The 17,505-nt window shown below is 63.5% G+C and carries 19 protein-coding genes; 16 read left to right on the top strand and 3 right to left on the bottom strand.

Annotated elements, in window-relative coordinates:
* Nucleotides 1-24: 24 nt before the first annotated feature.
* Nucleotides 25-720, bottom strand: a complete 696-nt coding sequence (locus tag B2Y33_RS07255; RefSeq protein ID WP_028687958.1) for an alpha/beta fold hydrolase — start codon at nt 718-720, stop codon at nt 25-27.
* 49 nt (nt 721-769) lie between these two features.
* Here B2Y33_RS07255 and ccoN (B2Y33_RS07250) point away from each other — a divergent pair, with 49 nt between their 5' ends.
* The 16 genes from ccoN (B2Y33_RS07250) (at nt 770) to B2Y33_RS07175 (ending at nt 16,284) form a co-directional block, all read left to right on the top strand.
* Nucleotides 770-2,194 carry a cytochrome-c oxidase, cbb3-type subunit I gene (gene ccoN, locus B2Y33_RS07250; RefSeq protein ID WP_027916026.1) on the top strand — a complete coding sequence of 475 codons (1,425 nt, stop codon included), beginning with the start codon at nt 770-772 and terminating at the stop codon, nt 2,192-2,194.
* Between the two features lie 13 nt (nt 2,195-2,207).
* On the top strand, nt 2,208-2,816 hold the full coding sequence (gene ccoO / locus B2Y33_RS07245; RefSeq protein ID WP_023535920.1) for a cytochrome-c oxidase, cbb3-type subunit II: 609 nt from the start codon (nt 2,208-2,210) through the stop codon (nt 2,814-2,816).
* A 5-nt stretch (nt 2,817-2,821) separates the two neighbouring features.
* The gene (locus tag B2Y33_RS07240) at nt 2,822-3,025 is read left to right on the top strand and encodes a cbb3-type cytochrome oxidase subunit 3 (RefSeq protein WP_058604817.1); all 204 of its coding nucleotides are present in this window, start codon (nt 2,822-2,824) and stop codon (nt 3,023-3,025) included.
* Nucleotides 3,022-3,963 (top strand): cytochrome-c oxidase, cbb3-type subunit III, encoded by a 942-nt coding sequence (gene ccoP / locus B2Y33_RS07235; protein ID WP_206405594.1) that lies wholly within the window; start codon nt 3,022-3,024, stop codon nt 3,961-3,963. Before B2Y33_RS07240 ends, ccoP (B2Y33_RS07235) begins: the two co-directional genes overlap by 4 nt.
* Nucleotides 3,964-4,328: 365 nt before the next feature.
* Nucleotides 4,329-5,771: a cytochrome-c oxidase, cbb3-type subunit I gene (gene ccoN, locus B2Y33_RS07230; protein WP_023535871.1), complete on the top strand. Its 1,443-nt coding sequence runs from the start codon at nt 4,329-4,331 to the stop codon at nt 5,769-5,771.
* Nucleotides 5,771-6,379, top strand: coding sequence for a cytochrome-c oxidase, cbb3-type subunit II (gene ccoO, locus B2Y33_RS07225; protein WP_023535925.1), 609 nt, complete (start codon nt 5,771-5,773; stop codon nt 6,377-6,379). The genes ccoN (B2Y33_RS07230) and ccoO (B2Y33_RS07225) overlap by 1 nt, the downstream gene beginning before the upstream one ends.
* Nucleotides 6,380-6,384: 5 nt before the next feature.
* Nucleotides 6,385-6,582: a CcoQ/FixQ family Cbb3-type cytochrome c oxidase assembly chaperone gene (locus B2Y33_RS07220; RefSeq protein WP_023535942.1), complete on the top strand. Its 198-nt coding sequence runs from the start codon at nt 6,385-6,387 to the stop codon at nt 6,580-6,582.
* The gene (ccoP, locus tag B2Y33_RS07215) at nt 6,579-7,559 is read left to right on the top strand and encodes a cytochrome-c oxidase, cbb3-type subunit III (RefSeq protein WP_206405595.1); all 981 of its coding nucleotides are present in this window, start codon (nt 6,579-6,581) and stop codon (nt 7,557-7,559) included. The genes B2Y33_RS07220 and ccoP (B2Y33_RS07215) overlap by 4 nt, the downstream gene beginning before the upstream one ends.
* Nucleotides 7,560-7,874: 315 nt before the next feature.
* Nucleotides 7,875-9,290, top strand: coding sequence for a cytochrome c oxidase accessory protein CcoG (gene ccoG / locus B2Y33_RS07210; RefSeq protein WP_088523296.1), 1,416 nt, complete (start codon nt 7,875-7,877; stop codon nt 9,288-9,290).
* A 14-nt stretch (nt 9,291-9,304) separates the two neighbouring features.
* Nucleotides 9,305-9,829, top strand: a complete 525-nt coding sequence (locus tag B2Y33_RS07205) for a FixH family protein (protein WP_027916020.1) — start codon at nt 9,305-9,307, stop codon at nt 9,827-9,829.
* Between the two features lie 37 nt (nt 9,830-9,866).
* A complete protein-coding gene (locus B2Y33_RS07200) occupies nt 9,867-12,338 on the top strand; it encodes a heavy metal translocating P-type ATPase (protein ID WP_206405596.1) in 2,472 nt (823 codons plus the stop codon).
* Nucleotides 12,320-12,532, top strand: coding sequence for a cbb3-type cytochrome oxidase assembly protein CcoS (gene ccoS / locus B2Y33_RS07195; RefSeq protein ID WP_028687961.1), 213 nt, complete (start codon nt 12,320-12,322; stop codon nt 12,530-12,532). The genes B2Y33_RS07200 and ccoS overlap by 19 nt, the downstream gene beginning before the upstream one ends.
* Entirely contained in the window at nt 12,525-13,208 is a 684-nt protein-coding gene (locus tag B2Y33_RS07190) for a sulfite exporter TauE/SafE family protein (RefSeq protein ID WP_027916017.1), read from the top strand. Before ccoS ends, B2Y33_RS07190 begins: the two co-directional genes overlap by 8 nt.
* A 177-nt stretch (nt 13,209-13,385) precedes the next feature.
* Nucleotides 13,386-14,768 (top strand): oxygen-independent coproporphyrinogen III oxidase, encoded by a 1,383-nt coding sequence (gene hemN / locus B2Y33_RS07185; RefSeq protein WP_027916016.1) that lies wholly within the window; start codon nt 13,386-13,388, stop codon nt 14,766-14,768.
* A gap of 178 nt (nt 14,769-14,946) precedes the next feature.
* On the top strand, nt 14,947-15,681 hold the full coding sequence (gene fnrA / locus B2Y33_RS07180; protein ID WP_027916015.1) for a Crp/Fnr family transcriptional regulator FnrA: 735 nt from the start codon (nt 14,947-14,949) through the stop codon (nt 15,679-15,681).
* A 54-nt stretch (nt 15,682-15,735) separates the two neighbouring features.
* Nucleotides 15,736-16,284, top strand: a complete 549-nt coding sequence (locus B2Y33_RS07175) for an adenine phosphoribosyltransferase (protein ID WP_023535921.1) — start codon at nt 15,736-15,738, stop codon at nt 16,282-16,284.
* A 101-nt stretch (nt 16,285-16,385) separates the two neighbouring features.
* Here B2Y33_RS07175 and recR read toward each other — a convergent pair whose 3' ends face one another.
* Nucleotides 16,386-16,988, bottom strand: a complete 603-nt coding sequence (recR, locus tag B2Y33_RS07170; protein WP_023535938.1) for a recombination mediator RecR — start codon at nt 16,986-16,988, stop codon at nt 16,386-16,388.
* 125 nt (nt 16,989-17,113) lie between these two features.
* On the bottom strand, nt 17,114-17,449 hold the full coding sequence (locus B2Y33_RS07165; protein ID WP_023535908.1) for a YbaB/EbfC family nucleoid-associated protein: 336 nt from the start codon (nt 17,447-17,449) through the stop codon (nt 17,114-17,116).
* Between the last annotated feature and the right edge of the window lie 56 nt (nt 17,450-17,505).

The raw sequence follows: 17,505 nt of genomic DNA, 5'->3' as shown, positions 1-17,505 counted from the left end.
CCCGGGGTTTGCCACCGCGCATCGTCATTGCCTATCTAGAAAGCGCGCCACCTTGTCGGCCGCTGCCTGCAGGTGCTGTTCATGACTGAACCCGGAAGCCTTCAGGGGCTTTAGGTCATGATCGCCCGTCGCCAGCCACTGCACCTCGATTGCAGGTGACAAGGCGTACCGCCCAACCGCCTCCCGATTGCCCAAGGCATCGCGCTCACCCTGAACGATCAAGGTCGGGGTCTGCAACCCGGCCAGGTGTTCGACCCGTGGCTTTTCCGGCTTGCCTGCTGCATAGAACGGATAGCCCAGGCACACCAGCGCATCGGCCCCCAACTCGTCCGCTACCAGGCTGGCCATGCGCCCGCCCATCGACTTGCCCCCAATCGCCAATTTACCCGCGACCAAAGGTCGCACGTGTTGGTACACCTCGCGCCAGCATTGCAGCAAGGCCGGCTGCGGATTGGGTGGCCTTCTGCTGCCGCCTTGCCGACGCTGGGCCATGTACGGGAACTCAAAGCGCACCACGGCTACCCCACGTGCTGCAAGCCTTTGCGCCATTTGCTCCATGAACTCGCTGTCCATCGGCGCCCCGGCGCCATGGGCAAGGATCAGGCAGGTCCGGTACGGCTCACCGTACACCCAGTGTTCAGGTGTGCAGCGCAAGCCTGGGACATTTCCGACCTTGGCCCATTGATCCCCGTCAATGCAGGCATTTTGCCCATTACTCATGCTTGCCTCGCTCTATAGCCTGCCAATAACCGTGGATGGGAACCCATACATGAACACAACCAGCAGTACCGCCTATAACTACAAGGTGGTCCGCCAATTCGCCATCATGACGGTGGTGTGGGGAATCGTCGGGATGGGGCTCGGCGTCTTCATCGCCGCCCAGCTTGCCTGGCCTTTCCTGAACCTCGATCTCCCCTGGACCAGCTTCGGCCGCCTGCGCCCACTGCATACCAATGCGGTGATTTTCGCATTTGGCGGCTGTGCGCTGTTCGCCACCTCCTATTATTCGGTGCAACGCACCTGCCAGACCACCCTGTTCGCGCCACGCCTGGCCGCGTTCACCTTCTGGGGCTGGCAACTGGTGATTCTGCTGGCTGCCATCAGCCTGCCGCTGGGTTACACCAGCTCCAAGGAATACGCCGAACTGGAATGGCCGATCGACATCCTGATCACCATCGTGTGGGTGGCGTATGCCGTGGTGTTCTTCGGCACTCTGATCAAACGCAATACTAAGCACATCTATGTGGGCAACTGGTTCTTCGGCGGTTTCATCCTGACCGTGGCGATGCTGCACATCGTCAACAACCTGGAACTGCCTGTCAGCCTGACCAAGTCCTACTCGGTCTACGCCGGGGCCACCGATGCCATGGTGCAGTGGTGGTATGGCCATAACGCCGTGGGCTTCTTCCTGACCGCAGGCTTCCTGGGCATGATGTACTACTACGTGCCCAAACAAGCCGAACGCCCGGTGTATTCCTATCGCTTGTCGATCGTGCACTTCTGGGCACTGATCACTTTGTACATCTGGGCAGGCCCTCACCACCTGCACTACACCGCCCTGCCCGACTGGGCCCAATCGCTGGGCATGGTGATGTCGCTGGTGCTGCTGGCACCGAGCTGGGGTGGCATGATCAACGGCATGATGACCCTGTCCGGCGCCTGGCACAAACTGCGCAGCGATCCCATCCTGCGCTTCTTGGTGGTCTCCCTGGCGTTCTACGGGATGTCCACCTTCGAAGGCCCGATGATGGCCATCAAGACCGTCAACGCCTTGTCCCACTATACCGACTGGACCATTGGCCACGTGCATGCCGGCGCCCTGGGCTGGGTAGCGATGATCTCCATCGGCGCCCTGTACCACACCATCCCCAAGGTCTTCGGCAAGGAGCGCATGTACAGCATCGGGCTGATCAACGCGCATTTCTGGCTGGCCACCATCGGCACCGTGCTCTACATCGCCTCGATGTGGGTCAACGGTATCGCCCAGGGCCTGATGTGGCGCGCAGTCAACAGCGACGGCACGCTCACCTACTCGTTCGTCGAAACCCTGGTGGCCAGCCACCCAGGCTTCGTCGTGCGCTTCGTCGGTGGCGCGATCTTCCTCAGCGGCATGTTCCTGATGGCCTGGAACACCTGGCGCACCGTACGTTCGCCAGCGCTGGATACCGTCCCTGCGAACGCCCAGCTGGCTTGAGGAGACCTGCCTGATGAAACATGAAGTCATCGAGAAAAACGTCGGCCTGCTGGCCTTGCTGATGGTCTTCGCCGTCAGCATCGGCGGCCTTACCCAGATCGTCCCGTTGTTCTTCCAGGACGTAACCAATACGCCGGTCGAGGGCATGAAGCCCTACACCGCGCTGCAACTCGAAGGCCGTGACATCTACATCCGCGAAGGCTGCGTAGGCTGCCACTCGCAGATGATCCGCCCGTTCCGCGCCGAAACCGAGCGCTATGGCCATTATTCGGTTGCCGGCGAAAGCGTGTGGGACCACCCGTTCCTGTGGGGCTCCAAGCGCACCGGGCCAGACCTGGCCCGAGTCGGCGGGCGCTACTCGGACGACTGGCACCGCGCCCACCTGTATAACCCGCGCAACGTGGTGCCGGAGTCGAAGATGCCGTCGTATCCGTGGCTGGTGGCCGACCAGGTCGACAACAGCCACACCGACACCAAGATGCGCGTGCTGCGCACCCTGGGCGTGCCTTACACCGACGAAGACATTGCCGGCGCGCGCGAGGCGGTGAAGAACAAAACCGAAATGGACGCCCTGGTCGCCTACCTGCAGGTGCTGGGCACCTCGATCAAGAACAAGAGGTGAATGCGATGGAAATGGACATCGGCATGATCCGCGGCCTGGGCACCCTGGTGGTGTTGATCGCCTTCATCGGCTTGAGCCTGTGGGTATTCAACCGGCGCCGCGACCGGGACTTCGCCGAAGCGCGCCTGCTGCCCTTCGTCGACGACCGCCTGCCTCCTGTCGAGCAGGCACCTGAAACCCGTGCAGCTGCGAGGAGCAAAGCACAATGACCGCCTTCTGGAGTACCTACATCAGCGTACTGACCATCGGCAGCCTGATCGGCCTGACCTGGCTGTTGCTCGGCACCCGCAAAGGGCAGAGCAACAGCACGACCGACCAGACCATGGGGCACAGCTTCGATGGCATCGAGGAATACGACAACCCGCTGCCCAAGTGGTGGTTCTGGTTGTTCGTCGGCACCTTGGTCTTCAGCGCTGGCTACCTTGTGCTGTATCCGGGCCTCGGCAACTGGAAAGGCATCCTGCCCGGTTACGAGGATGGCTGGACCGGTGTCAATGAATGGCAGAAGGAGATGGACAAGGCCGATGCCAAGTTCGGCCCGATCTTCGCCAAGTACGCCGCCATGCCGGTGGAAGAAGTGGCCAAGGATCCGCAAGCACTGAAGATGGGCAGCCGCCTGTTCGCCTCCAACTGCTCGGTGTGCCATGGTTCCGATGCCAAGGGCGCCTACGGCTTTCCCAACCTGACCGACAACGACTGGCGCTGGGGCGGTGAGCCTGAAACGATCAAGGCGTCGATCATGAACGGCCGTCACGGCGTGATGCCGGCCTGGGCCGAGGTGATCGGTGAACAGGGCGTATCGGATGTGGCGGCGTTCGTGCTGACCAACCTCGATGGGCGCAAGCTGCCCGAAGGCGTCAAGGCCGACCCGGTCAAGGGCAAAGCGCTGTTCGCGAGCAACTGCGTGGCCTGCCACGGGCCTGAGGGCAAGGGCACCCCTGCCATGGGTGCGCCGGACCTGACCCATCCGCAGGCGTTCATCTATGGATCGAGCTTCGCCCAGTTGCAACAGACCATTCGTTATGGTCGCCAGGGCCAGATGCCCGCGCAGGCCGAGATCCAGGGCAATGACAAAGTGCACTTGCTGGCGGCCTACGTCTACAGCCTCTCCCAGGGCGAAGCAGCCCAAGGCGTGACGGTCAAGTAATCCGCTCTTCGTCTTATTCCCCGCCCCACAGCGCCGCTCTAGCGGCGCTTTTCATTTGTGAGCGTCCAGCACCCCAGCCGCTTGCGCATCCCACGCCCCTCAACGCACGTTCTCGCGATGCCTTGAGGCCCACTTTCTGACCGTCCGAAAAAGCCTGACCGTTCGATCAAAAAAAACCGAGAAACGGTACACATTACAAATATTTATTTGTGTACAATCCATGGCATCCCCCGTTCACTGCGTGCCACTGTCGAACAGGGCTGGACACGGGTCGGCGTACCAAAGTTGCGTTGCGGTAACCCAGGGGGTTTCCGATACTGATGCCGATTTCGACCAACAAGAACATAAAACCGTGGAACCTGAGAATGAGCACTGCAATCAGTTCGACTGCTTATAACTACAAGGTCGTCCGCCAGTTCGCCATCATGACGGTGGTCTGGGGGATCATCGGCATGGGCCTGGGCGTCTTCATCGCCTCGCAGCTCGTGTGGCCTGAGCTCAACCTGGACCTGCCCTGGACCAGCTTCGGCCGCCTGCGCCCACTGCACACCAACCTGGTGATCTTCGCCTTTGGCGGCTGTGCACTGTTCGGCACCAGCTACTACGTGGTGCAGCGCACCTGCCAGGCCAGGCTGATCTCCGATCGCCTGGCGGCCTTCACGTTCTGGGGTTGGCAGGCGGTGATCGTCGGCGCCCTGGTCACGCTGCCCATGGGCTACACCACCACCAAGGAATACGCCGAACTGGAATGGCCGTTGGCAATTCTGCTGACCATTGTCTGGGTCGCCTACGGCGCGGTGTTCTTCGGCACCATCGTCAAGCGCAAGACCAAACACATCTATGTCGGCAACTGGTTCTATGGGGCGTTCATCGTGGTCACCGCGATGCTGCACATCGTCAACCACATTTCGTTGCCGGTCAGCCTGTTCAAGTCGTACTCGGCCTATTCGGGCGCGACCGATGCCATGATCCAGTGGTGGTACGGCCACAACGCCGTCGGTTTCTTCCTGACCACGGGCTTCCTGGGCATGATGTACTACTTCGTGCCCAAGCAGGCCGAGCGGCCGATCTATTCGTACCGGCTGTCCATCGTGCATTTCTGGGCGCTGATCACCCTGTACATCTGGGCCGGCCCGCACCACCTGCACTACACCGCCCTCCCCGACTGGGCGCAGTCGCTGGGCATGGTGATGTCGATCATCCTGCTGGCCCCAAGCTGGGGTGGCATGATCAACGGCATGATGACCCTCTCCGGTGCCTGGCACAAACTGCGCACCGACCCGATCTTGCGCTTTCTGGTGGTGTCGCTGGCCTTCTACGGCATGTCCACCTTCGAAGGGCCGATGATGGCCATCAAGACGGTGAACTCGCTGTCGCACTACACCGACTGGACCATCGGCCATGTGCATGCCGGGGCCCTGGGCTGGGTCGCGATGATCTCCATCGGCGCCGTGTACCACATGATCCCGCGCCTGTACGGGCGTGAGCAGATGCACAGCATCGGCCTGATCAATGCCCACTTCTGGCTGGCGACCATCGGCACCGTGTTGTACATCGCCTCGATGTGGGTCAACGGCATCACCCAAGGCCTGATGTGGCGCGCCATCAACGACGACGGCACCCTTACCTACTCGTTCGTCGAAGCCCTGCAGGCCAGCCATCCGGGCTACATCGTTCGCGCGCTGGGCGGCGCGTTCTTCGCCAGCGGCATGTTGCTGATGGCCTATAACGTGTTGCGCACCGTGCGCGCGGCCAACCCGGTGGAGGCTGAAGAAGCCGCCAAGATCGCTGTCGTGGGAGCGCACTGATGAAGCACGAAGCCGTAGAGAAGAACATCGGCCTGCTGGCCTTCTTCATGGTGATCGCCGTCAGCATTGGCGGGCTTACCCAGATCGTCCCGTTGTTCTTCCAGGACGTGACCAATCAGCCGGTCGAAGGCATGAAGCCGCGCACCGCACTGGAGTTGGAAGGCCGGGACATCTACATCCGCGAAGGGTGCGTGGGTTGTCATTCGCAGATGATCCGCCCATTCCGGGCAGAGACCGAGCGCTACGGCCATTACTCGGTCGCCGGCGAAAGCGTCTGGGACCACCCGTTCCTGTGGGGTTCGAAGCGCACCGGCCCGGACTTGGCCCGGGTCGGTGGGCGCTACTCCGATGACTGGCACCGCGCCCACCTGTACAACCCGCGCAACGTGGTGCCGGAATCGAAGATGCCGGCCTACCCGTGGCTGGTGGAAAACACCCTCGATGGCAAGGACACCGCCCGCAAGCTCCAGGTGCTGCGCACGCTCGGGGTGCCCTACACCGATGCCGACATCGCCGGCGCTCGGGATGCGGTCAAGGGCAAGACCGAAATGGACGCCCTGGTGGCGTACCTGCAAGGCCTTGGCACCCTCATCAAGAGCAAACGGTGACGGCGATGGATATCGGAATGATTCGCGGCCTGGGCACCGTGGTGGTGCTGGTGGCCTTCATCGGCCTGGCGCTGTGGGTGTTCAGCCCGCGGCGCAAGAAAGACTTCGACGAAGCGACCCAACTCCCCTTTGCCGATGATCCCCAGGCCCGCCAACACGTCGAGCACGCACAAGAAAAGGCATCCGGGAGCAAAAAACAATGACAACTTTCTGGAGTGTGTACGTCACCGTTCTGACCCTGGGCACCATCCTCGCCCTGACCTGGCTGCTGCTGTCTACCCGCAAGGGCCAACGCGAGGAGACCACCAGCGAGACCGTCGGCCATGCGTTCGACGGTATCGAGGAGTACGACAACCCGCTGCCCAAGTGGTGGTTCTGGCTGTTCGTCGGCACCATTGTCTTTGCCCTGGGCTATCTGGCCCTGTACCCGGGCCTGGGCAACTGGAAAGGCATCCTGCCCGGCTACGCTTACCTGGATAACGACAAGCAGGCCGAGTTCTCGGACGGCCAGGCCGGCTGGAGCGGTGTGCACGAATGGGAGAAGGAAATGGCCAAGGCCGACGCCCGGTTCGGGCCGATCTTCGCCAAGTTCGCGGCCATGCCCATCGAAGAGGTGGCCAAGGATCCACAAGCGTTGAAGATGGGCGGTCGCCTGTTCGCCTCCAACTGCTCGGTATGCCACGGTTCCGATGCCAAGGGTGCCTACGGTTTTCCCAACCTGACCGACAACGACTGGCGCTGGGGCGGCGAGCCGGAAACCCTAAAAGCCTCGATCATGAACGGGCGCCACGGGGTCATGCCGGCGTGGGCCGAGGTGCTGGGCGAACAGGGCGTGGCCGATGTGGCCGCCTTTGTGCTCACCAACCTGGACGGTCGCCGTCTGCCGGAGGGCATCAATGCCGACCCGGCCAAAGGCAAGGTGATCTTCGCCAGCAGCTGCGTGGCCTGCCACGGGCCGGAGGGTAAGGGCACCCCGGCCATGGGCGCTCCGAACCTCACGCACCCCCAGGCGTTCATCTATGGGTCGAGCTTTGCACAGTTGCAGCAGACCATCCGCTACGGCCGCCAGGGGCAGATGCCGGCCCAGGCGCAGTTGCAGGGCAACGACCGGGTGCACCTGCTGGCCGCTTATGTGTACAGCCTTTCGCACTCGCCGGAGGCAGGCGAGAAAGCCGACTGAGGAAGTTTGGGGTGGGCTGCTGGCAGCCAGGCCAGACGTATGCCCAGCAACCGGGTGCGTAACCCGGTTGCGCTGACCCGCTGCGCAACCGGGTTGTTCCAACAGGCGGGCAACAAATGCGTCACCGGCTGACCTGGATCAATTGACACTTCCCATATCACGTTTCACAAGATCAACCCAATGCGGCCAAAGGTCGCACCTCGGTCTGAACGTCTGCCAGGGGCGTATCATGGCCGCGCAGCGCTAGCAGATTGCGCGAGACTGCGGCCGGCATGCACTGGCCGCGGCATTTCTCCACTGCCGTGGGACATGATGATGAGCAAGCATATTCCGGTACATGATGTAACCCCGCCTGCCAAGACAGGAAAGGATTCCGTCGACCTCTACGCCTCGCGCGAAAAAATCTACACGCGTGCCTTCACCGGCCTGTTCAGGCGCCTGCGCATGGTAGGCGGCGCGGTCTTGTTCTTGCTGTATTTTGGTACCGTCTGGCTGAACTGGGGCGGGCACCAGGCCGTGTGGTGGAACCTGCCAGAGCGCAAGTTCTACATCTTCGGCGCGACCATCTGGCCCCAGGACTTCATCCTGCTGTCGGGCATTCTGATCGTGGCGGCCTTCGGCCTGTTCTTCATCACCGTGTTCGCAGGCCGGGTCTGGTGCGGCTATACCTGCCCGCAAAGCGTGTGGACGTGGATCTACATGTGGTGCGAGAAGGTCACCGAAGGTGATCGCAATCAGCGAATGAAGTTGGACAAGGCGCCCATGAGCGCCAACAAGATCGCCCGCAAGTTCGCCAAGCACAGCCTGTGGCTGCTGATCGGCTTCGTCACCGGCATGACCTTCGTCGGCTATTTCGCCCCCATCCGCGAGCTGGTGGTCGAGTTCTTCACGGGCCAGGCAGACGGCTGGGCCTACTTCTGGGTCGGTTTCTTCACCCTGGCCACCTATGGCAACGCCGGCTGGTTGCGCGAGCAGGTGTGCGTGTACATGTGCCCCTACGCGCGCTTCCAGAGCGTGATGTTCGACAAGGACACACTGATCGTGTCCTACGACCCGCGCCGTGGCGAGACGCGTGGGCCGCGTAAAAAAGACGTGGACTACAAGGCCAAGGGCCTGGGCGATTGCGTCGACTGCACCCTGTGCGTGCAGGTGTGCCCCACGGGCATCGACATCCGCGATGGCCTGCAGATCGAGTGCATCGGCTGCGCCGCGTGCATCGACGCCTGCGACAGCATCATGGACAAGATGCACTACCCCAGAGGGCTGATCAGCTATACCACCGAGCACAACCTGTCCGGGCAGAAGACCCACCTGCTGCGCCCTCGCCTGATCGGCTACGCCGTGGTGCTGCTGGTCATGATCATCGCCCTGGCCAGCGCCTTTGCCACCCGCTCGCTGGTAGGCCTGGACGTGAGCAAGGACCGCGTCCTGTACCGGGAGAATGCGCAGGGGCGCATCGAAAACGTGTATAGCCTCAAGGTCATGAACAAGGACCAGCGCGACCACGTCTACGTGCTCGATGCCACCGGCCTGCCCGACCTGATGCTCGATGGCCAACGGGAAATCCGCGTGGCCGCCGGCGACATCGTCAGCCTGCCCGTGCAACTGTCGGTGGCCCCGGAAAAACTTCCCTCGACCACCAACGAAATCACCTTCATCCTCAAGAGCGCCGATGACAGCGACGCCCAGGTTGAAGCCAAGAGCCGTTTCATCGGCCCGCAGATTCGCTAAGAAGGATGAACACCATGCCTGCCACCGCCGCCAGCCCCTGGTACAAGCACCTCTGGCCCTGGATCATCATCGGCATCCTGACCACCTCGGTGTGCCTGAGCCTGACCATGGTCAGCATCGCCGTGCGCAACCCGGACAACCTGGTGAACGACAACTACTACGAGGCCGGCAAGGGCATCAACCGCTCCCTGGACAGGGAGCTGCTGGCTCAGCAACTGGCGCTCAAGGCCAGCGTCCACCTGGACGACCTGACCGGTGAGGTAGATGTGCGCCTGACCGGTAGCAGTGACCCGCAGACGCTGGAGCTGAACCTTATCTCCCCTACCCAGCCGGCCATGGACCGCCGGGTGCTGCTGAGCCGTGTCGAGCAGGGGCGCTATGTCGGCCAGCTGGAAGACAAGGTCAATGGCCGGCGCTTCGTCGAGCTGCTGGGCAGCGAAGGCGATCAGGTGTGGCGCCTGTTCGAAGAAGAGAAGGTCGAGCATGGTGTGACCCTGGAGTTGGGTGACGAGGCGCTACAAGGCGCTCAACACCTTTGATCGCGCTCGCGATCGACTTGTGCAAGGCAATGATGCGATGACCCAACCCATCCTCTGCTACCACTGCGCACTGCCCGTTCCCGCCAGTCGCGGGTTCACCGCCGTGGTCCTGGGGCAGCCCCGAGCCTTCTGCTGCCCAGGCTGCCAGGCTGTGGCCGAGTCGATCGTGGCCGGGGGCCTCGAGCACTACTACCAGCACCGCAGCGACAACAGCGCCAACCCGCAAGCCCTGCCCCGGCAGTTGCAAGATGAGTTGGCGCTGTACGACCGCAGCGATGTGCAGCAGCGATTCGTGCGGCACGAGGGCGAACTGGCCGAAACCACGCTGCTGGTCGAGGGCGTCAGTTGCGCCGCCTGCGGCTGGCTGATCGACAAGCACCTGCGCAACCTGCCGGGGGTGGCCGAGGCGCGCTTGAACCTGTCCAATCATCGGCTGCTGCTGAGCTGGGATGATCGGCAATTGCCGCTGTCGCAGGTGCTGGCGGCGCTGCGCCGGATTGGCTACGCCGCCCACCCCTATCAGCCGGACCAGGCGGCCGAGCAGTTGAACCGGGAAAACCGCAGTGCGTTGCGCAGGCTGGGGGTCGCAGGATTGCTGTGGTTCCAGGCGATGATGGCAACCATGGCCACCTGGCCGGAATTCAACATGGACCTGTCCGCCGAGCTGCACACTATCCTGCGCTGGGTGGCCCTGTTCCTCACCATTCCCATCGTCTTCTACAGCTGCGCGCCCTTTTTCAAGGGCGCAGCGCGTGACCTGCGCACCCGCCACCTGACCATGGACCTGTCCGTCTCGCTGGCCATCGCCCTGGCGTTCGGTGCCGGGATCTGGACGGCTGTCACCGGTAGCGGCGAGCTGTATTTCGACACTGTCGGCATGTTCGCCCTGTTCCTCCTGACCGGGCGCTACCTGGAACGGCGCGCCCGCGAACGCACGGCCGCCGCGACGGCGCAACTGGTCAACCTGTTGCCGGCATCCTGTCTGCGTGTCGATGCCCAGGGCCGCAGCGAGCGCATCCTGCTCAGTGAACTGCGTTGCGGGGACAGCGTGCAGGTGCTGCCGGGGTCGGTGATCCCGGCTGACGGTCGCATCGTGCAAGGGCGCTCGAGTGTCGATGAGTCGCTGCTGACCGGCGAATACCTGCCCCAACCTCGCCAGGAGGGTGATCGGGTCACAGGTGGCACGCTGAACGTGGAAAGCGCCCTGCAGGTGCAGGTGCAAGCCCTGGGCCAGGATTCGCGGTTGTCTGCCATCGTCCGCTTGCTCGAACGTGCCCAGACCGAAAAGCCACGCCTGGCCCAGATTGCCGACCGCGCCTCCCAGGTGTTCCTGTTGTGCTCACTGCTTGCGGCCGCCGCGATTGGCGTGTGGTGGTGGCAGGTGGAGCCGCAACGGGCGTTCTGGATTGTGCTCGCCATGCTGGTTGCGACTTGCCCCTGCGCGCTGTCGCTGGCCACCCCGACCGCGTTGACGGCGGCGACAGGCACGTTGCACAAGCTGGGCCTGCTGGTTACACGCGGTCATGTGCTGGAGGGCCTGAACCAGATCGACACGGTGATTTTCGACAAGACCGGCACGCTGACCGAAGGGCGCCTGACCTTGCGCAGCCTCAGGCCGCTGGGCCATGCAACGGCCGACACTTGCCTGGCCTGGGCCGCGGCCCTGGAAAACCGCTCCGAGCATCCCGTCGCACGGGCCTTCGGCCAAGTGGCCACGCCGGCCGATGGTGTGCTGGCCGTGCCCGGGCTGGGCCTTGAGGGTGAGGTTGAAGGCCAACGCCTGCGCATCGGCCAGGCAAGCTTCGTCTGCGCCTTGAGCGGCACCCCGCCGCCGGCGATACCCGAGCCACGGGGACAGTGGCTGCTGCTGGGCGACCGCCGCGGGCCGCTGGCCTGGTTCGGGCTGGACGATCGCCTGCGTGAAGACGCCCCTGCCCTGCTCGCGGCCTGCAAGGCGTTTGGCTGGCGTACGCTGCTGTTGTCCGGAGACAGCTCGCCGATGGTCGGCGAGGTGGCCGCGCAACTGGGCATCGACGAGGCCGCCGGCGGCCTTAGGCCCGATGACAAGCTAGCGCGGCTCAAGGCCCTGCAAGAGGCCGGGCACAAGGTGCTGATGCTGGGGGACGGGGTCAATGACGTGCCGGTGCTGGCGGCGGCAGACATCAGCATCGCCATGGGCAGTGCCACTGACCTGGCCAAGACCTGCGCCGACGCGGTGCTGCTTTCCAACCGGCTTCAGGCGCTGGTGCAGACGGCCTCGCTGGCGCGGCGCACGCGGCGCATCATCATCGAGAACCTGCTGTGGGCCAGCCTGTACAATGGCCTCATGTTACCGTTCGCGGCCCTTGGCTGGATCACCCCGGTGTGGGCAGCGGTCGGCATGTCGGTCAGTTCACTGGTGGTAGTGCTCAACGCCCTGCGCCTGACCCGAATGCCTGCTGCGGCGCCTGCCCTGGCCGCGTCAGCACCTACCCCTGCGAGGAACCTGCCATGCCCGCCCTCTATGTGATGATTCCCGCAGCGCTGCTGCTGGTCGGCGTGGCCGTCTACATCTTCTTCTGGGCGGTGGACAGCGGCCAGTACGACGACCTGGAAAGCCCCGCTCACAGCATTCTCTTCGACGATCAGGATCCCCGTCACCAAGCCGCCGTCACGCCCGAACAAACGCCTGATAACCCTTCCGAGCCCCCGGCTCGTGGCTGACTTGCTACCCCTACTGGGCTCGGCGCTGGTGCTCGGCCTGCTCGGAGGCGGTCACTGCATGGGCATGTGCGGCGGCCTGATGGGCGCCCTGACTCTGGCCATACCCCCGGCGCAGCGCGGCCGTCGATTGCGGCTGCTGGTGGCTTACAACGTCGGGCGTGTGCTCAGCTACACGGCCGCGGGCCTGATGCTCGGCATGGCGGGCTGGGCGGTGGCCAACAGCCCTGCCGTGCTTGTTTTGCGCATCATGGCCGCCTTGCTGCTGATCGCCATGGGCCTGTACCTGGCCGGTTGGTGGAGCGGACTGACCCGCATCGAAGCCATGGGTCGCGGGCTGTGGCGGCACATCCAGCCGGTGGCGTCACGCCTGCTTCCGGTCTCGAGCCTGCCTCGGGCACTGCTGCTGGGCGCCTTGTGGGGCTGGCTGCCGTGCGGATTGGTGTACAGCACCTTGCTGTGGGCCGCCAGCCAAGGCAATGCATTGCACAGTGCCGCCCTGATGGCGGCATTCGGGCTCGGGACCTGGCCCGTGCTGCTGGCCACCGGGTTGGCGGCCGAGCGGGTAAACAGGTTGTTGAGACAACGCAGCGTGCGGGTGGCCGGCGGCATGCTCGTGGTGCTGTTCGGCGTATGGACACTGCCCGGCCCTCATCAACACTGGCTGATGGGCCACTGAGGCGAGCCAGGCGGCGCAGCGTATGGCTTATGGCCAGTAACCGGCCGTACCCACCGCGCATCGCTTGAGCTAGACCTAGCGCCCTCAGGCCGTTTAGCGCTTGATACAAATCAACACAGATTCCTACAGACATCCCTAGACTCCGGAACATTGCTGCTCTTTCCGGGGACCGCCCTCATGCTCGACGACCTACGTTGGGACACCGACCTGATCCGCCGCTACGATCTGGCCGGGCCACGCTACACCTCCTACCCAACCGCCGTGCAACTGCACAGCGAAGTGGGCTCGTTCGACCTGCTGCACGCCCTGCGCGAAAGCCGGCGGGCCGTGCGCCCGCTGTCGCTGTACGTGCATGTGCCGTTCTGCGCCAACATCTGCTACTACTGCGCATGCAACAAGGTCATCACCAAGGACCGGGCACGCGCTGCCCCCTACCTGCAACGCCTGGAACAGGAAATCCAGCTGGTGGCCTGCCACATGGACAGCAGGCAACGTGTGGAGCAGCTGCACTTCGGCGGCGGCACCCCGACCTTCCTGAGCCATGTAGAGCTGCGTCAGCTGATGGCCACGCTGCGCCAGCACTTCAGCCTGCTCGATGACGATTCGGGCGATTACGGCATCGAAATCGACCCGCGCGAGGCGGACTGGTCGACCATGGGCCTGCTGCGTGAGCTGGGCTTCAACCGCGTCAGCCTCGGCGTGCAGGACCTGGACCCGGCCGTGCAGCGTGCCGTCAACCGTCTGCAGAGCCTGGAGCAGACGCGCACCTTGATCGAGGCGGCTCGCACCCTGCAGTTTCGCTCGGTGAACCTGGACCTGATCTACGGGCTGCCGCGCCAGACGCCCGAAGGGTTCGCACGCACCGTTGAAGAAGTGATCCGCCTGCAGCCCGATCGCCTGTCAGTCTTCAACTACGCCCACCTGCCCGAACGGTTCATGCCGCAACGGCGCATCGAAGCCGGGGAGCTGCCCAGTGCAGCGGCCAAACTGGACATGTTGCACGCCACCATCGAGCAACTGACCGCTGCCGGCTACCGCTACATCGGCATGGACCACTTTGCCTTGCCCGATGACGAACTGGCCATTGCCCAGGAGGAAGGCACGCTCCAGCGTAACTTCCAGGGCTATACCACTCATGGGCACTGCGACCTGATCGGCCTGGGCGTGTCGGCGATCAGCCAAATCGGCGATTTGTACTGCCAGAACAGCAGCGACCTCACCACCTACCAGGACAGCCTCTCCAACGCCCAGCTCGCCACCCAGCGCGGCCTGCTGTGCACCCCCGACGACCGTCTGCGCCGGGCGGTCATCCAACAGCTGATCTGCCATTTCGAGCTGGACTTCGAGTCGATCGAACAGGCATTCGCCATCGATTTTCGTGGCTATTTCAATGACCTGTGGCCGGAGCTCTTGACCTTGCAGCGCGATGGCCTGATTCGCCTGGACGACAAGGGCATTCGGATTCTACCGGCCGGGCGACTGCTGGCCCGTTCGGTGTGCATGGTCTTCGATGCCTACCTGGCCCTGCACAATCGCCAACGGTTCTCCCGTGTGATCTGAGCGAGGCATTTGGCCGCACTCCATGCGTCCTGGCCATGCGGCTGCTGGCACTCAGGCCATCGGGTGATGCGCAGCCGGGCGTGGCAAGCCAGCCTACTGGTCGCGGCCACTGGCCTACACCCTATGTCGTGGGTTACCCTTACGACTTATGTGTGCTTTCCCACAAGGATCGAGTCAAATGTCCGAGCCAGTCAAACTGCGCCCACACAGCCAGGCCCATTGCAAGGATTGCAGCCTGGCCCCCCTGTGCCTGCCCCTTTCACTCAACCTGGAAGACATGGACGCACTGGACGAAATCGTCAAGCGAGGTCGCCCTCTCAAGAAAGGCGAGTTCCTGTTCCGCCAGGGGGATAATTTTGGCTCGGTCTATGCCGTACGCTCCGGCGCTCTGAAGACGTTCAGCCTGAGCGACAGCGGTGAAGAGCAGATCACCGGTTTCCACCTGCCCAGCGAACTGGTGGGCCTCTCCGGCATGGACACCGAGGCCTACCCGGTGTCGGCCCAGGCCCAGGAAACCACGTCGGTCTGCGAAATTCCCTTCGAGCGCCTGGATGAACTGTCGGTGCAATTGCCGCAGCTGCGTCGCCAGTTGATGCGCGTGATGAGCCGCGAAATTCGCGACGATCAGCAGATGATGCTGCTGCTCTCGAAGAAAACCGCCGATGAGCGCATCGCGACGTTCCTGGTCAACCTGTCGGCGCGCTTCCGCGCCCGTGGCTATTCGGCCAACCAGTTCCGCCTGAGCATGTCGCGCAACGAGATGGGCAACTACCTGGGGCTGGCGGTGGAAACCGTGTCGCGCGTGTTCACCCGCTTCCAGCAGAATGGCCTGCTGCGCGCCGAAGGCAAGGAGGTGCATATCCTCGACCCGATCCAGCTTTGCGCGCTGGCCGGTGGCGCAATGGAGGCCTGAGGGCGGCTTTAGCAGGTATACTGGGCCGTTCGTTTTCCCAGGATACCTGCAACAATGCACAGCGACGCCTTCGACCTCAAAGCCCTGATCCGCCCGGTAGTGGACTTTCCCAAGCCGGGTGTGATCTTCCGCGACATCACCCCACTGTTCCAGTCGCCGCGCGGGCTGCGCTATGTGGCCGATCAGTTCATCGAGCGTTATGTGGAGGCCGAATTCAGCCACATCGGCGCCATGGACGCGCGTGGTTTTCTGATCGGTTCGATCATCGCCCATCAGCTGAACAAGCCCCTGATCCTGTTCCGCAAGCAAGGCAAGCTGCCCGCTGACGTGCTCAGCGAGGGGTACCAGACCGAGTACGGTGAAGCCTTCCTTGAAGTGCACGCCGACAGCCTGTGCGAGGGCGACTCGGTACTGATCTTCGACGACCTGATCGCCACCGGCGGTACGCTTCTGGCCGCCGCCAACCTGGTGCGCCGTACGGGTGCGCAGGTGTTCGAGGCGGCAGCCATCATCGACCTGCCCGAGCTGGACGGCTCGCGCCGTTTGCAAGCGGCGGGCGTACCGACCTTCTGCCTGACCGAGTTTTCCCTCAGCGAGCGTTGAGGGGTGACGCCTGGGCGGCGATGGGGTGCGGCGACACCAGGATCAGCTTCGCGGCGGAAATCCCAAGGTCACTGCACCGCAGGTCGTACCCTATCACTGCCTCAGAGCGAGATAGGGCGACGCCCTGCAAAGGCATGGGCCAGCGTGCCGCCATCTACCAACTCCAGCTCGCCGCCCAGGGGCACGCCATGGGCGATACGCGAGGCGACCAGACCCTTCTCAGCCAGCAACTGCGCAATGTAGTGCGCCGTGGCTTCACCTTCCACCGTGGGGTTGGTGGCAAGAATGACTTCGGTGAAGGTGCCCTGCTCCTGGATGCGTGCCATCAACTGTGGAATGCCGATCGCCTCCGGGCCCAGTCCGTCGAGCGGCGACAGATGCCCCTTGAGCACGAAGTAGCGGCCGCGATACCCGGCCTGCTCGACGGCATAGACATCCGTCGGGCCCTCGACCACGCACAGTTGCGTGTCGTCACGCCGTGGGTCGGCGCACTGCGGGCACAGGTCCTGTTCGGTCAGGGTGCGGCATTGGCGGCAATGTCCTACCCCTTCCATGGCCTGAGTCAGCGCCTGGGCGAGCCGCAGCCCCCCGCTGCGGTCACGCTCCAGCAATTGCAGGGCCATGCGCTGTGCCGTTTTCTGGCCAACGCCGGGCAAGATGCGCAAGCCGTCGATCAGCTGGCGGATGAGAGGACTGAAGCTCATGGGAAACGCCTGACAAGTCATTAAGAGGCGGTTTATACCCACCATGGGGTGTGGCGTCAAATCGGCACGGCGGCCATAAAAAAACCGCCGCTGTTACCAGCGACGGTTCGTGGGCGCGCAGGGGCTCAGAACGGCATCTTGAAGCCTGGCGGCAATTGCATGCCAGCCGTCATGCCGCCCATCTTTTCCTGGCTGCTCTGTTCGATCTTGCGCACGGCATCGTTCAGGGCTGCAGCGATCAGGTCTTCGAGCACTTCCTTGTCGTCTTCTTCGGTCGACATCAGGCTCTGGTCGATGCTCACGCGCTTGACGTCGTGGCGACCGGTCATCACCACGCTGACCAGACCACCGCCGGACTGGCCGGTGACTTCTGCGTTGGCCAGCTCTTCCTGCATTTTCTGCATCTTTTCCTGCATCTGCTGGGCCTGCTTCATCAGGCCGGCCATGCCACCTTTCATCATGGGGAATACCTCGATTGGGTCATGTGATGCGGCCGGGCACGGGGCTGGCCGCATGG

The sequence above is a fragment of the Pseudomonas sp. UBA5666 genome (genome assembly GCF_002420785.1).
In the GTDB taxonomy this organism is placed as follows: Bacteria; Pseudomonadota; Gammaproteobacteria; order Pseudomonadales; family Pseudomonadaceae; genus Aquipseudomonas; species Aquipseudomonas fulva.
The sequence above is the reverse complement of the archived record's forward strand: the minus strand, read 5'-3'. Positions and strand labels throughout refer to the sequence as shown.